The sequence below is a fragment of the Pseudoxanthomonas sp. JC1303 genome, from assembly GCF_058448525.1.
Genome location: NZ_CP185958.1, coordinates 1408267 through 1422663 on the forward strand (window position 1 = coordinate 1408267; position 14397 = coordinate 1422663).

The following is a 14397-nucleotide window of genomic DNA, read 5'->3' on the forward strand; positions in this document are numbered from 1 at the left end:
TTGCCCCAAACGAGAAGGCCGCTGATCGCCAGCGGCCTCCCCATGCTGCGCCACCGAGGCGACGCAGCCCATCCCACCTTTGGATCAGAACTTGTAGCGCACGCCGAACATGTAGCGCGGGCCGTACTGCTCCAGCGAATACAGCTGCTTGCTGTTGCGGCCGTGCACGCGGTAGTCCTGGTCGGTGAGGTTGATGCCTTCCAGCGACAGTGACAGGTGGTCGTTGACCTGGTAGCTGACGTTCATGTCTAGCTGACCATAGGGTTCGACGTACAGCGGGTTGTTGCCCTTGCCGTCGCCCAGCCCGCTGAGGAATTCGTCACGCCAGTTGTACGCGGCGCGCACCTGCCACTGACCCTTGTCGTAGAAGGCCACGAAATTGGCCGTATCGCTCAGACCGGTCAGCGCGAACTGGGTGCCGATCACGCCGTTGTCGTACGTCAACCCCGAATCGACCTTGGTGTAGTTGGCCGCCAGACCGAAGCCGGTCTCGCCGAACACGTGCTGGACACTGAGCTCCCAACCGTCCAGCTTGTCCGAGCGGTTGTTGACCGGCTTGGACAGGTTGAAATCCAGCACCGGATCGCCCGGCTGGCCGACGATGCTGCCCGCAGCCGCGTCCACGCCAGGATCGCCGTCGTGGTTGGCGAAGATGTAGTCGCGGATGCAGGGACGGTCGGTCTCGGCGCAGCCCGCAGCCACAGCCTCGTTCCAGTAGGCGCCGCCGGCCGGGGTGTAGAGATCGGGGATCGGCGTCTCGCGCTGGGTCTGGCGCGCGATGAAGTTGTCGATCTTCTTGTAGAAGTAGCCCACCGACACGTAGCTGCCTTCGTCGTAGTACCACTCCCAGGACACGTCCAGGTTCTTGGACACCAGCGGCTTGAGTGCCGGGTTGCCCGAGCCACCGCTACCGCCGTCGTAACGGGCCGGGCTGCCCAGGCTCTGGGCGGCATTGAGGTCGCCCCAGTTCGGCCGACCGATGGTCTTGCCGGCACTGAAACGCAGCTTCATGTCGTCGGTCAGGTCCAGCGCCAGATCCAGGCTGGGCAGCCAGTAGCTGTAGTCGCCCTTGAGCGTGTAGAACTCGTTGCCTTGATAGATCAGGTTGAACTCGTTGGCACCGGCCCAGTTGACCGCCACCGGCGCCGGCTGCAACGCCGATGCGGTGACCTTGGTCTCCTCGTAGCGCATGCCGACATTCACGCTCAGCGGCAGGCCGACATCGAAGGTATTGCTCCACTCGACATAGGCGCTATGCGACTTCTCGCTCACGCGACTGTCGCCGACCGTCCGGCTGGCCGAGCTGCCCGGCACCGCGGCGCCGGTGTAATCGGTGGACGCCAAGTAGTCCTCGGGCACGCCAAGGCCGGCGTTGGTCCGGGCGTTGGCCGCCGCCTCGCGCATGGCTTCGAAATCGAACAGGAAGAACGCGTCGGTGAAGTTGGGGCTGTTGGCGCCGCTGTAGTCGAAGTAATCGCCCATGTGGGCCAACGGGAACAGGGCATCGTCATAGGCACCCGGACCAGCGGGCACGTTGCCGCCCCAGGTATCCAGCTGCACGTTGGTGAAGGCCGAGCGGTTCTTGTAGTCGGTGCTGCCCACGCCGAAATTCAGCGTGGAGTAGTTCTCGAAATCGAACTTACCGGAAATCTGGCCCTGCTTGATGGTGGCCTTCTGGTAGTCGTTACGGAACACCGAGCCGGTGGCCTGCATCATCGCCGGATCGATGGCCGTCATGCCGGCCGGAAGATCCACGGTGAGGATCGGGAAGTCGCCGCTCATGTCAAAGCCCGCGCCCTGGCGGAAGAAGCCTGCGGTGGACATGGTGTTGCTGGAGCCGTATGGGCTGTCCGGGCGCGACTCGGCGCTGGAGTCATGGTAGTCGAAGTTCAGGCTGAAGGCATCGTTGACCTGCCAGTCGACGTTGAAGCCCAGCGACTTGTTCTCGTGCACCACGGCGGTCTTGGAGGCGCCCATGGCCAGGTCCGAGCACCCCGGATCGGTCTCACCGCCCGGATAGGTCCGCGGTGTGCAGCCGTAGGTCTCGTGGTAGGACAGCGGCGAGGAGCCAGAACCGTCGGTCCATGCGCTTTGGTCGGGGGTGAAGTTGAACCACACCGACATGTCGTTGCGCATCGACTGGATCTTGTTTTCCGAGTACGTGTAGTCGAGCGTGGCGGTCAGGTTGTCGGTGGGCGCGAACTGGAAGGTCAGCTGCCCATTGGTGCGTTGACGATGCACGGCGTTGACCGAATATCCCAGGCTCTGCGGCATGGAGTACACGTCATTGGGACCGGGCCGGTTGGTGACATTGGGCGATGCGGCCAGCGCGGCGTTGGGGCCGCCCACGCCATCGGCCTGCGGCGTATCGATATAGGCCTGCCAGCCGTTGCCCGAGGCCACCTCCGCGCGCGCCGAGCCGGACTCGCGCTCCTGACGGCTCAGGCTCAGCGAGACGCCGAAGCGATCATCGGCCCAGGTGTTGCTGAAGATGCCGGAAATTTCCGGCGTCACGCTCTGGCCCTTGTACTTACCGGGCAGATCATTGTCGGAGGTATCGATCACGCCCTTGGCGCCGGCACTGGCGTGGAAGCCCGGGTTGTCCATCGGGCGGGCGGTCTTGATGTTGATGGTCGCGCCGATGCCGCCGACCGGCGTGCTGGCGCGGCTGGTCTTGTAGACCTCCACCGCCGACACCGACTCGGAGGCCAGGTCGGAGAACTCGAACGCACGGCCGCCGGTGGCGGTCGGCATCTGGCGGCCGTTGAGCAGCACCAGGTTGAAGTCCGGGCCGACGCCGCGCACGGTGACCTTGGAGCCCTCGCCGTTGCTGCGGTCGATGGACACACCGGAGATGCGCTGCAGCGACTCGGCCAGGTTGGTGTCGGGGAACTTGCCGATGTCCTCGGCGACGATGCCGTCGACCACGCCCAGCGAATCACGCTTGAGGTTGGCCGAGGACATCATGCTGCCGCGGATACCGACGACCTGCACAGTGTCCAGCTGGGTCGGATCGGTATTGGCGTTGGCGCTGGCATTGCCGGGTGCAGCCTGATCGGCGGCGCTGATCGGCGTGTTGGTCGTATCGGCGGTCTGCGCGGCGGCCGGCGCGGACAGCGCGACCAGCAGGGCAGAGACGAGCAGCCGCTTGCGCGGCACAGGAGTGTTCCGATTCATCGAGCTAGCCCTCCCCAGGGAAATTTTCGAACTGGTGTGGTCGTTCTTATGGCCCGGTGCACAAGCGCCTCAGCCTTAAGCGGGCGCAGTTATTGCAGAGCATGACAGCGTTGTCACACCGCACTGCAACAAGGACAAATGTGCGGCTGGCCGCGCATTTTGCTCATCGTGTGTCGGGGCAATTGCGCCAAAGCCCGCCACCATGCGGGTTGGCGCATGCGCGCGTGGTAGGCGGTCTACGTGAGAAACCGGTTACATAAACGCAAAAATTTCGTGAGATTTTCCTTGCCCTCGCGTCCCTGGAGCCGCGGCTGCACGCAATCTGCGCACACCTCTTCGTATGCTGGCGGGCAATCGCGCACGCGGCCTGCCCTGGCCCGGCGTGCCCTTTCCGCAGACCGGAGCACGTATGTTCGACCTTTACTACTGGCCGACCCCCAACGGCCACAAGATCACCCTGTTCCTGGAAGAAGCGGGACTGGACTACACGATCAAGCCGGTGGACATCGGCAAGGGGGACCAGTTCACCGCCGACTACCTGGCCATTTCGCCCAACAACAAGATGCCGGCCCTGGTCGACCATGCGCCGGCCGATGGCGGGGCGCCGCAGACGGTGTTCGAGTCCGGCGCGATCCTGCTGTACCTGGCCGAGAAGACCGGGCAATTCCTGCCGACAGAGCCGCGCGCGCGGGTCGAGGTGCTGGAATGGCTGTTCTGGCAGGTCGCCGGGTTGGGCCCGATGCTCGGCCAGAACCACCACTTCAACCAATACGCGCCGGAGAAGATCCCCTACGCGCAGGACCGCTATACCAACGAGACCCGGCGCCTGTACGGGGTGCTGGACAAGCGCCTGGACGGGCGTGACTTCATCGCCGGCGGGGCGTACTCGATCGCCGACATGGCCGCCTATCCGTGGATCGTCCCGCACGCCAAGCAGAAAATGGACCTGGCCGATTTCCCGAATGTGCAGCGCTGGTTCGATGCGATCACCGCGCGCCCGGCCACGGCCAAGGCCTACGCGCTGGGGCCGCAGGTCAATCCTGACCTCGGCCAGCCGCTGACCGAAGAACAGCGCCGGCACATGTTCGGCCAGCCAGCAAAGTAGGTCCGCGTCTCGGCACGGGGCAGCAGTGGGCGCCGCCGCGGCGGCGATGCGGGTCCGCTCGGAAAGCCGTGCTCGCCGCCATGGTGGCTCCCACGCGCGATCGCCGATGATGGGCGTCCCGCTGCGCTCTTGCGATGTTCATGACCCACGCCGATCCGACGCCATCCCCGCTGACGCTGGAAGCCATCACCGGCACGGCACCGCTCAGTGGGCCCGCACTGCTCAAGCCGGCGGTGTCGCCCGACAGTACGCGGGTCACCTACCTGCGCGGCAAGCAGGCCGATCGCTATCGCCTGGATCTTTGGGAATACGATGTAGTCAGCGGCACGCACCGGCTGCTGGTTGATGCCGACGTGCTGCTGCCGGGCCAGGAAGTGCTCAGCGCCGAGGAACAGGCCCGCCGCGAACGCCAGCGCATCGCCGCCTATCGCGGCATCGTCGATTACCAGTTCTCCCCGGATGGGCGCCGCCTGCTGTTTCCGCTGGGCGGCGAGCTCTACCTCTACGAACTGGAAACACCGGCCGGGCTGGCCGTGCGCCGGCTCACCCACGGCGAGGGCTTCGCCACCGATGCCAAGGTGTCGCCGGGTGGTGGTTTCGTCAGCTTTGTGCGCGCCCGCGACCTGTGGGTGGTGGACCTGGCCGACGGGACCCAGCACCGCTTGACCTGCGACGGCAGCGAGGTCATCGGCAACGGCGTGGCCGAGTTCGTCGCCGACGAGGAGATGGCACGCCACACCGGCTACTGGTGGGCGCCGGACGACAGCGCCATCGCCTTCGCCCGGATCGACGAATCGGCGGTACCGGTCAAGCAGCGTACCGAGATCCACGCCGACCGCACCGAGGTGGTCGCCCAGCGCTATCCGGCCGCCGGCGAGCCCAACGTAGCGGTCACGCTAGGCGTGATCGCGCCGCGCGCCGGCGCACAGCCGCGATGGATCGACCTGGGCCCGGACCCGGATATCTACCTGGTCCGGGTGGCGTGGCGCGACCCGCGGCGGCTCACCTTCCAGCGACAGGCGCGCGACCAGCGCACGCTGGAGCTGATCGAGCACGCCCTGCCCACCGGGGCCCAGCGCGTGCTGCTGACCGAGACCTCGCCGACCTGGGTGCCGCTGCACGACGACCTGCGCTTCCTGCAAGACGGGCGCCTGGTGTGGTCCTCCGAGCGCAGCGGCTTCGCCCATCTGTATCTGGTGAGCGAGGATGGACAGCAGCTCACCGCACTGACCGAAGGCGCCTGGCCGGTGGATGCCCTGCTCGCGGTCGACGAAGCGGCGGGCCTGGCCTACTTCCGCGCCGGCCTGCACGCCGGCCAGCCCGATCCCACCCAGGCGCAGCTGTTTGCCGTGTCGCTGCATGGCGGCGCGCCGGTCCAGCTGTCGCAGGCGCCGGGCATGCACGAGGCGAGCTTCGCCGCCAACGCGCAGGTCTACGTGGATGGCTGGTCCAGCCCCACCGTGCCGCCGCAGCTGGCCCTGCATCGCGCCGATGGCCAGCGGCTGGCGCGCCTGTTGGACAACGACCTGGACGACCCGACCCATCCCTTCGCCCCATATCGCGCGGCCCAGCGGCCGGTGCACTTCGGCACGCTGACCGCGGCCGATGGTCACACCCCGCTGCACTACAGCCTGATCACCCCGCCGGACTTCGACCCCGCACGCCGCTATCCGGTGGTGGTCTACGTCTACGGCGGGCCGGCGACCCAGACCGTCACCCAGACCTGGCCCACGCGCGGAGATGCGCTGTTCAACCAGTACCTGGCCCAGCGCGGCTATGTGGTCTTCAGCCTGGACAACCGCGGCACGCCGCGCCGTGGGCGCGCCTTCGGCGGCGCCATCCATCGCTGCCAAGGCACGGTGGAGGTGGATGACCAACGCGCGGGCGTGGCCTGGCTGCAGGCGCAGCCGTGGGTGGACGCCGCGCGCATCGCCGTACATGGCTGGTCCAACGGCGGCTACCTGACCTTGATGCTGCTGGCCCGCGCGCCCGAGCTGTATGCCGCTGGCATCGCCGGGGCGCCGGTGACCGACTGGGCGCTGTATGACACCCATTACACCGAGCGCTACATGGATCATCCGCAGGCCAACGCGGCAGGCTACGCACAGGCCAGTGTGTTCACCCATCTCGATGCGCTGACCGACGATGCCCTGCTCCTGCTGCACGGCATGGCCGACGATAACGTGCTGTTTTCCAACGCCACGCGCCTGATGGACGCACTGCAGGCGCGCGGAACGGCCTTCGAGCTGATGACCTTCCCCGGTGCGCGGCATGGGCTGTCCGGCAGCGACCTGCTGTACCGGTACAAGCGCAGCGAGGCCTTCCTGGCGCGGCGCTTGCGACCAGACACCTGAGGTGTCCGCCAGTCGCAGACGCTGCGACGGCCAGATGGTCCCCTGCGTGGCCCGCCGCGCGTCGGCGTCTACGCGAACGCTCCATGCAGCCCATCACCCACGAATCGGATTTCCTGGCGTCGCTGGATCCACAGCAACGCCGCTGGTACCTGCAGCAGCAGGCGCGCCAGCTCGAAGCCTTGCGCGTCCTGATGAGCACCACGCTTGGCGTGCCCGCGCGACGCGAGACACCTTCGCCACCCGCCTTCACGACCACAGATTGAGTCAACACCGCGCAGCCGCCGCTCGGTGCCTGTGACCAGCAGGCGGCCACACGCCCTGCACAGGTATTGCCCTGGCAAGGCGGGATAACGGGAAGCGCTGCTGCCCCCAGCACGCGGATCAAGGCCTTCGACCCGGCCGAAGCGTCCGCCGCCGAGGCCTGGCTGGTGCAACGGCCAGGGCATGACCTTCGCCGCATTGCCGACGCGAGCCCGGATGCGTAGGGTCGCGGCACCTTCACCGCTGCCTGGATGCTCCCGTGATCAAACCCCTGGTGCTTGCCCTTGCCCTGGCCCTAACGGCCCCCTTGCCGACGCTGGCCCAGCAGGCCAAGCCCGACGCCACCGCGCCCGCCTGGGTCGCCCGCAGTAACCAGGACGCGCAGATCCTGCTTGATGCCCAGGCCCCGTTCCAGCCGGAAATGGCCAGTTTCTTCGGCGTCCCGGGCTATGACGAAAAAGTCACCGACCTGGGCCCGGACCACCCGGCGCGCTACCGCGCCGCCCTCAAGCGGGCCAAGACCGCCCTGCAGGCCAAGCTGGCGACCGAGCAGGACCCCAATGTCCGCCAGGACCTGCAGATCCTGATCCACGCCGCCGACCAGAGCATCGAAGGCAGCACGCTCAACGAACAGCTCCTGCTGCCGTGGCTGGACGCGCCGCAGGCGGTCTTTGATGGGATTAACGGCCTGCTCTCCGACCAGACCCCGCCCGAGCGCCGGGCCAAGGCGCTGGACCGGCTCAAGGCCTACGTGGGCATGGCGCCGGGGACGACCGCATTTACCACCCTGGCCCGCCAGCGCTACGAAGAAAGGCTGTCCGATCCCAAGCTGCTGCAGCCGACCAAGCTGGAAGTCGAGCGCGCGGTCTCCAACGTGGACACCTACATCGAAGGCATCCGCGAGCTGTTTGCCAAGTACAAGCTCGCCGGCGCCGATGCGGCGCTGGAGCGCATGGCCAGCGAACTGAAAGCCTACAACAACTGGACCCGGACCACGGTCCTGCCCAAGGCGCGCACCGACACGCGCCTGCCACCGCAGCTCTACGCCTTCCAGCTCAAGCAGTACGGCATCGACATCGATCCGCAGCTGCTCATGCAGCGCGCGCAGGTGGAGTTCATGGAAACCCGCGCCGCCATGCAGCAGTTGGCCCCGCTGGTGGCCAAGGCCAAGGGGCTGAATGGCGCCACCGATTACCGCGCGGTGATCAAGGCGCTCAAGCGCGACAGCATTCCCAATGAACAGCTCGAGACCAAGTACCACGGGGTGATCGACCAGATCGACGGGATCATGAAGCGCGAGCACATCGTGACCGTGCCCAAGCGCCCGCTGCAGATGCGCCTGGGCTCGGCGGCCGAGAGCGCGGCCCAGCCGGCGCCGCATTACCTGCCGCCGCCGCTGGTGGGCAACACCGGCCAGCAGGGCCAGTTCGTGCTGCCGGTGGGCAACCCCTCCGCTGGCAAAGATGCGGCCGACAGCCAGTACGACGACTTCAACTTCGGCTCGGGGGCCTGGACGCTGACCGCGCACGAGGGGCGTCCCGGGCACGACCTGCAGTTCGCGGCGATGGTCGAGCGCGGCATCTCGCTGGCGCGCACGCTGTTCGCCTTCAACTCGGTCAACGTCGAGGGCTGGGCGCTGTACGCCGAAGCCGAGATGGTCCCCTATGAACCCCTTGACGGGCAGATGATCGCCCTGCAGTTCCGCCTGCTGCGCGCCGCCCGCGCCATGCTCGACCCGATGCTCAACCTGGGCCTGATCGACCGCGAGCGGGCCCGCCAGGTGCTGGAGGACAACGTCATGCTCTCCCCGGCCATGGCCCGGCAGGAGCTGGACCGCTACACCTTCAACGCACCTGGCCAGGCCGGCAGCTACTTCTATGGCTACAGCCGCATCCTGGAATTGCGCATGCAGACCGAGCTGGCGCTGGGGCCGAAGTTCGACCGGAAGGCCTTCAACGACTTCCTGCTCGACCAGGGCCTGCTGCCGCCGGATCAGCTGGCCGAGGCGGTGAAGACCGAGTTCGTGCCCGCACGCCAAGCCAAGGCCAAGCCCTAGCAAGCAAGGGCCAAGCGCACCCCACGCGGCGTGGCCTAGCGCCGCGTGCGGCTGTGGTTTGACGTCCTTACTCGCTGCGCGGCGGCTGGAGCTCCGCGGCGTCCTGGGCGGGAATCGCGGTGCCGGGTGGGACGTAGATCGCCACGCCCGCCCCCTGCTTCTGCTGGGTCGGGATTCCGATGCCGATCCCGCCGCCGACATGGCCGCCGTAGCCGCCACCGCCCACCGACAGTCCACCCGGCGAGCGCGCGCCTGCGCCCACGCCGATCAGGACCACGCCGTTGGCGCCCAGCTTGGCGGCCTCGTTCTTCAGCCTGCGCACCACTGCGTCGGTCTGGCCCTGGGTGCCGAAACCCACCGCGCTCTTGGACTCCAGCTGGGCGATCTGGATCGCGCCCGGCGGCACGGCGCTGTAGAGCCTGACGCTGGCCGGGTCCACCGGCGGGCGCGGATCGGACAGCATGACCTTGGAGGTCCCGGCGCAGGCGGCCAGCGAGAACAGCAACACGGTGGCGAGAGAGAGACGAAAGCGCATGGCACACCTAAAGGCAGGAAGGTCGGCACGATGCCGGAGGGTGCCGGCATGATCGGCCCGGCGCACTGAATCCAGGCCGGATGCTACCGTGCGCCGGCATTCGCAAGCGCAGCGTGAGGATGGATCCGGCGGCGTCGGGCTCCCCCGCATCCGCGGGCGACAACGCGTCAATCCCGATGGCATCGCGATCCGGGCCTGCTCTACGGCAGGCGTAGAATGAACGCGATCCACCGGAGTTTCCCCATGGCCTATCCCGCCCAGCGTCCGCGCCGCATGCGCCACGACGATTTCTCGCGCCGGCTGATGCGCGAGCACACCCTGACCACCAACGACCTGATCCTGCCGGTGTTCGTGCACGAGGGCGAAGGCCGCATCCCGGTGCCGTCCATGCCCGGCGTGGAACGGCTGTCGATCGAGGAACTGCTGCGCGTGGGCGAGCAGGCGCTGGAACTGGGCGTGCCGGTGCTGGACCTGTTCGGCGTGCCCGACCCGGCCGCCAAGACCGCCGATGGCCGCGTGGCCTGGGACGAAAACGGCATCATCCAGCGCGCGATCCGGGCGCTCAAGAGCCGCTTTCCCGAGCTGGGCGTGATGACCGATCAGGCCCTGGATCCGTACACCACCCACGGCCAGGATGGGCTGCCCGACGAGGACGGCTACATCCTCAACGATCAGACCATCGAGGCGTTGATCAAGCAGTCGCTCTCGCATGCGGCGGCCGGCGTGGACATCCTCTCGCCAAGCGACATGATGGACGGGCGCATCGGCGCCATCCGCGCTGCGCTGGAGCATGCCGGCTTCATCCACACCCGGATCATGGCCTACTCGGCCAAGTACGCCTCGGCCTTCTACGGCCCGTTCCGCAACGCGGTGGGCAGTGCCGGCAACCTGGGCAAGGGCAACAAGTACACCTACCAGATGGACCCGGCCAATACCGACGAGGCCCTGCACGAGATCGCGCTGGACCTGGAGGAGGGCGCGGACATGGTCATGGTCAAGCCGGGCATGCCGTACCTGGACGTGGTGCGGCGGGTGAAGGACACCTTCCGCCGGCCGACCTTCGTCTACCAGGTCAGCGGCGAGTACGCGATGCTCAAGGCCGCCGCCGCCAACGGTTGGCTGGACGGCGAGGCGGTGATGATGGAATCGCTGCTGGCCTTCAAGCGCGCCGGCGCCGATGGCGTGCTGACCTACTTCGCCCTGGATGCGGCACGCGTGCTGCGCCAGGCATGACCGGACCGCGCGCATGAACGTGGGGCTGATCCTGCAAGCCCTGATGGGCCTGCCGATGGTGTGCGCCACCGGCTTTGCCCTGATCGCCGCCCTGGTGGCCCCGCCAGCCCCCGGCCGCGCGTTGGCGCGGTGGGGCGCGGCCCTGATGCTGCTGGGGCAGCTCGGGGCACTGGCCCTGGCGCTGGCGCAGTCGACCCTGATCCAGCGCAGCCTGGCCTCGGGGGGCAACCTGCAGCACAACGCCATGCTCTTCGGCGTGGCTCAGATGGGCCTGACCGCGATCGCCGTGAGCGGCATCTGTCTGTTGGCCGGCGGTTTCCTGCGCGCGAGCCGCGCCGTAGCCCGGGCTCGCCCCGCCCGCTGAAAGCGCCGACCCCGCCGCGAGCGCGGCGTGGGACACTAGGACTCCGTGTTCCACTGAGTGTTCGTGCATGAGTCGCTATGCCCTGTTTGGCCAGTCCGTGGCCAAGTCGCCCTCTCCCCAGATCCATACCGCCTTCGCCAGGCAGACCGGTATCCCGATGGAGTACGTCGGCATCGATGTCGCGCCGGAGGCGTTGGACGCGGCGTTGGACGCCTTCGTCGCCGGCGGCGGACGCGGCGCGAACGTCACCGTACCCCACAAGGAAGCCGCCTTCGCCCGCTGCGCGCAGCTGAGCGAGCGCGCCCGCCTGGCCGGTGCGGTCAACACCCTGCGCTTGGACGAAGGCCAGTGGTACGGCGACAACACCGACGGCGCCGGGCTGGTGCGTGACCTGACCGGGCGTCACGGCCTGGACCTGCGGGGACGCCGCACTCTGCTGCTCGGCGCCGGGGGCGCCGCGCGCGGAGTAGCTCCCGCGCTGCTGGACGCCGGTGTGCGCGAACTGGTCATCGTCAACCGTAGCCCCGAGCGCGCCGATGCCCTGGCCGATGCCCTGGGCCAGCCTGGTCGTGCCCATACCCGCTATTGGGAAGACTTGGCCGACATCGGCGATTTCGAACTGGTGATCAACGCCACCTCGGCCGGCCGTCATGGCAGCGCCCCCTTGTCGTTGCCGTTCGCGCTGTGCAACGACATGACCGCGGCGGTGGACCTCAACTACGGCGATGTGGCGATCCCCTTCCTGGCCTGGGCCCGCACCGCCCGCCTGCGCACCATCGTCGACGGCCTGGGCATGCTGGTGGAGCAGGCCGCCGAGAGTTTCGAACGCTGGCACGGCGTGCGGCCGCAGACCGATGCGGTGTATGCGGAGTTGAGGAAGGGAGCGCCAGAGCCCGTGGCGGCTTGAGGGCTTGAGGCGGCATTGCGCAGCCTGCGCCGTGAATGTTGCTTCGTGAGGTCAGGTCCGGGCTAGCGGCAGGGCTTTCGGGCGGCGAAAAGCCGCACGAAAGCGCCTGCTCCAGCCTCGACCAACCGGGAACCAAGACCCAGAGCAGTCCAATCCTGAGCAGCACCAGGTTCCAACCGGTATCTCGTTCCCCGCGACACGCGCATGCGAAAATGTCCGCATGAGCGATGGCACCGGCCCAGCAGCAGGCAAGGACACGGGCGAGGGGCAGCCACGGCACCTCGACGAGGCGCTGAAGACGCGCATCCGCGAGACCTACGCGGCGCTGCGCGAGAACACCCCCAACTTCACCACTCGCCGGGCGCAGAGCCAGATGATCGGCGTGGCCTCGCGCGCCCTGGGCAGCAGCGGCGGGGTGGGCGTGGTCGAGGCGCCGACCGGCGTGGGCAAATCGTTGGGCTATCTCACCGCGGGCGTGCCCATCGCCCTGGCGACCAAGAAGAAGCTGGTCATCAGCACCGGTACGGTGGCCCTGCAGGCGCAGTTGGTCGAGCGCGACATCCCGGCCTTCCTCAAGGCCACCGGGATCGAGGCCACCGTGGCCCTGGCCAAGGGCCGCACGCGCTACCTGTGCACGCGCAATGTGGCCGAACTGCAGGGCAGCGCGCCTGCGCAGGATTCCATGTTCGGCGACGAGGGCGCGCTGTACGACCGCCCGCTGACCCCGGCCGACGCCACCCTGGCCGGCCGCCTGGCCAAGCTGTTCACCGACAACCACTGGAACGGCGACCTGGACGCCTCCCCGGAGCCGGTCAGCCCGGCGCTGCGCGGGCGCATCACCACCAATGCCGCCGGCTGCGCGGGACGCAAGTGTTCCTACGCCAGCCAGTGCCCGGTGCTCAAGGCGCGCAACAACGTGCGCGAGGCGCAGATCGTGGTCACCAACCACGCGCTGCTGCTGTCCACCCTGTCGCTGGGCGACATCGAGAACGGCCAGCCGCTGATCGCCGCACCGGCCGACATGCTGCTGGTCCTGGACGAAGGCCACCACGTGGCCGGCGTGGCCATCGACCAGGGCGCCGCGCGGCTGCCGCTGGACGACATGAGCCGGCGCACCAGCCGCCTGCAGACGCTGATCGCAGCGACCTACCGCATGGTCGACAAGGAAACCATCGCCCAGCTGCATCCCAACGATGCCATCGACCTGGCGGTCAACGTCAGCCGCCAGCTCAAGGCCTTCCACGACGTGCTGGAAGCCGCGTGGACGCCGGACCCGTCCGAGCGCGAGCCGCAGTGGCGCGCGCCCAACGGCCGCCTGCCGGCGGAGTGGTCGCCCAGCATCGACGCGCTGGCCGACGACACCCGCAGCCTGCTCAACTGGGTCACCGCCGCCGCGCCCCTGGTCGGCAAGGCCAAGCAGGACGACGCCACCAAGGAGCGCGTGCAGCGCAACCTGGGCATGGCCCTGGAGATGGTGCAGGCCCAGTACGACCTGTGGGCCGGCTGGCGCCGCGAGGACCCGGACGGCGCCCCGCCGATGGCGCGCTGGCTGACCCGCGCCCAGGACGGCGACCTGGTCTGCCACTGCTCGCCGGTCTCGGCCGCGCAGGTGCTGCGCCAGCTGCTGTGGAAGGAAGTCGATTCGGTGGTGATGACCTCGGCCACGCTGACCGGCGGCAACGGCTTTACGGCACTGTCCATCGACACCGGCCTGCCCGAGCACGCCGAGGCAGTCACCCTGACCTCGCCCTTCGACCTGGCCACCCAGGCGCAGCTGGTGGTGCCCAAGTTCCCCTGCGCGCCGGACGACCGCGAAGGCCACCCGAAGGAAGTCGCCCGCTACCTGGTGCGCGAGCTGGACTGGGGCAAGGGCTCGATGGTGCTGTTCACCTCGCGCTGGAAGATGGAAAAGGTCGCCGACCTGCTCCCGGTCACTCAGCGCAACCGCGTGCTGGTCCAGGGCGAGGGCAACAAGTCGCAGCTGATCGGCGAGCACCTGCGCCGCATCGCCGCGGGCGAGGGCTCGGTGCTGTTCGGCCTGAACTCCTTCGGCGAGGGCCTGGACCTGCCGGGCGAGGCCTGCACCACGGTGGTCATCACCCAGGTGCCGTTCGCGGTGCCCACCGATCCGCAGACCGCGACCTTGAGCGAATGGCTGGAAAGCCGTGGCCACAACGCCTTCAGCCTGATTGCCATCCCCCACGCGCTACGCACGCTCACCCAGTTCGCCGGACGCCTGATCCGCAGCTCCACCGATACCGGCCGGGTGGTGATCCTGGACTCGCGCCTGCTGACCCGCCGCTACGGCAGGCAGATCATCGATGCGCTGCCGCCGTTCGCCCGGGTGATCGGCTGAACCACACGGCAGCGCATGGGGAGGTTTGGCGGTAAGGTGCCCCGGGTCA

The 14397-nt window shown here is 68.2% G+C and carries 10 protein-coding genes; 8 read left to right on the forward strand and 2 right to left on the reverse strand.

The annotated features are described in order from the left end of the window. Positions 1–84: 84 nt before the first annotated feature. Entirely contained in the window at positions 85–3177 is a 3093-nt protein-coding gene (locus ACORQU_RS06230) for a TonB-dependent receptor (protein ID WP_491643948.1), read from the reverse strand. Between the two features lie 409 nt (positions 3178–3586). Between ACORQU_RS06230 and ACORQU_RS06235 the strand changes: the two genes are divergently transcribed. From ACORQU_RS06235 to ACORQU_RS06250, 4 genes are all read left to right on the forward strand, one after another. After that, positions 3587–4282 carry a glutathione binding-like protein gene (locus ACORQU_RS06235; RefSeq protein WP_491643949.1) on the forward strand — a complete coding sequence of 232 codons (696 nt, stop codon included), beginning with the start codon at positions 3587–3589 and terminating at the stop codon, positions 4280–4282. A 140-nt stretch (positions 4283–4422) separates the two neighbouring features. Beyond that, a complete protein-coding gene (locus tag ACORQU_RS06240; RefSeq protein ID WP_491643950.1) occupies positions 4423–6636 on the forward strand; it encodes a S9 family peptidase in 2214 nt (737 codons plus the stop codon). 83 nt (positions 6637–6719) lie between these two features. Further along, complete coding sequence (locus ACORQU_RS06245) at positions 6720–6899, forward strand: hypothetical protein (protein ID WP_491643951.1); 180 nt, start codon at positions 6720–6722, stop codon at positions 6897–6899. A gap of 260 nt (positions 6900–7159) precedes the next feature. Further along, positions 7160–8953, forward strand: a complete 1794-nt coding sequence (locus ACORQU_RS06250) for a DUF885 domain-containing protein (protein WP_491644985.1) — start codon at positions 7160–7162, stop codon at positions 8951–8953. Between the two features lie 67 nt (positions 8954–9020). Here the strand turns inward: ACORQU_RS06250 and ACORQU_RS06255 are convergent, their stop codons facing one another. After that, positions 9021–9488, reverse strand: a complete 468-nt coding sequence (locus ACORQU_RS06255; protein ID WP_491643952.1) for a hypothetical protein — start codon at positions 9486–9488, stop codon at positions 9021–9023. A gap of 243 nt (positions 9489–9731) precedes the next feature. On the opposite strand from ACORQU_RS06255, the gene hemB reads away from it, so the two are divergent. The 4 genes from hemB (at position 9732) to dinG (ending at position 14348) form a co-directional block, all read left to right on the forward strand. Beyond that, positions 9732–10721 carry a porphobilinogen synthase gene (hemB, locus tag ACORQU_RS06260; protein WP_491643953.1) on the forward strand — a complete coding sequence of 330 codons (990 nt, stop codon included), beginning with the start codon at positions 9732–9734 and terminating at the stop codon, positions 10719–10721. Between the two features lie 13 nt (positions 10722–10734). Further along, positions 10735–11085 (forward strand): hypothetical protein, encoded by a 351-nt coding sequence (locus ACORQU_RS06265; protein ID WP_491643954.1) that lies wholly within the window; start codon positions 10735–10737, stop codon positions 11083–11085. Positions 11086–11152: 67 nt separating this feature from the next. Then, on the forward strand, positions 11153–11992 hold the full coding sequence (aroE, locus tag ACORQU_RS06270; RefSeq protein ID WP_491643955.1) for a shikimate dehydrogenase: 840 nt from the start codon (positions 11153–11155) through the stop codon (positions 11990–11992). Positions 11993–12212: 220 nt separating this feature from the next. Continuing rightward, the gene (gene dinG / locus ACORQU_RS06275; protein WP_491643956.1) at positions 12213–14348 is read left to right on the forward strand and encodes an ATP-dependent DNA helicase DinG; all 2136 of its coding nucleotides are present in this window, start codon (positions 12213–12215) and stop codon (positions 14346–14348) included. Positions 14349–14397 lie beyond the last annotated feature (49 nt).

What these genes read in the sequence shown, in the direction of transcription:
- ACORQU_RS06265 (WP_491643954.1), top strand. Translation starts at nt 10,735, where the DNA reads ATGAACGTGGGGCTGATCCTGCAAGCCCTGATGGGCCTGCCGATGGTG.
- hemB (WP_491643953.1), top strand. Translation starts at nt 9,732, where the DNA reads ATGGCCTATCCCGCCCAGCGTCCGCGCCGCATGCGCCACGACGATTTC.
- ACORQU_RS06240 (WP_491643950.1), top strand. Translation starts at nt 4,423, where the DNA reads ATGACCCACGCCGATCCGACGCCATCCCCGCTGACGCTGGAAGCCATC.
- aroE (WP_491643955.1), top strand. Translation starts at nt 11,153, where the DNA reads ATGAGTCGCTATGCCCTGTTTGGCCAGTCCGTGGCCAAGTCGCCCTCT.
- dinG (WP_491643956.1), top strand. Translation starts at nt 12,213, where the DNA reads ATGAGCGATGGCACCGGCCCAGCAGCAGGCAAGGACACGGGCGAGGGG.
- ACORQU_RS06230 (WP_491643948.1), bottom strand. Translation starts at nt 3,177, where the DNA reads ATGAATCGGAACACTCCTGTGCCGCGCAAGCGGCTGCTCGTCTCTGCC.
- ACORQU_RS06245 (WP_491643951.1), top strand. Translation starts at nt 6,720, where the DNA reads ATGCAGCCCATCACCCACGAATCGGATTTCCTGGCGTCGCTGGATCCA.
- ACORQU_RS06235 (WP_491643949.1), top strand. Translation starts at nt 3,587, where the DNA reads ATGTTCGACCTTTACTACTGGCCGACCCCCAACGGCCACAAGATCACC.
- ACORQU_RS06255 (WP_491643952.1), bottom strand. Translation starts at nt 9,488, where the DNA reads ATGCGCTTTCGTCTCTCTCTCGCCACCGTGTTGCTGTTCTCGCTGGCC.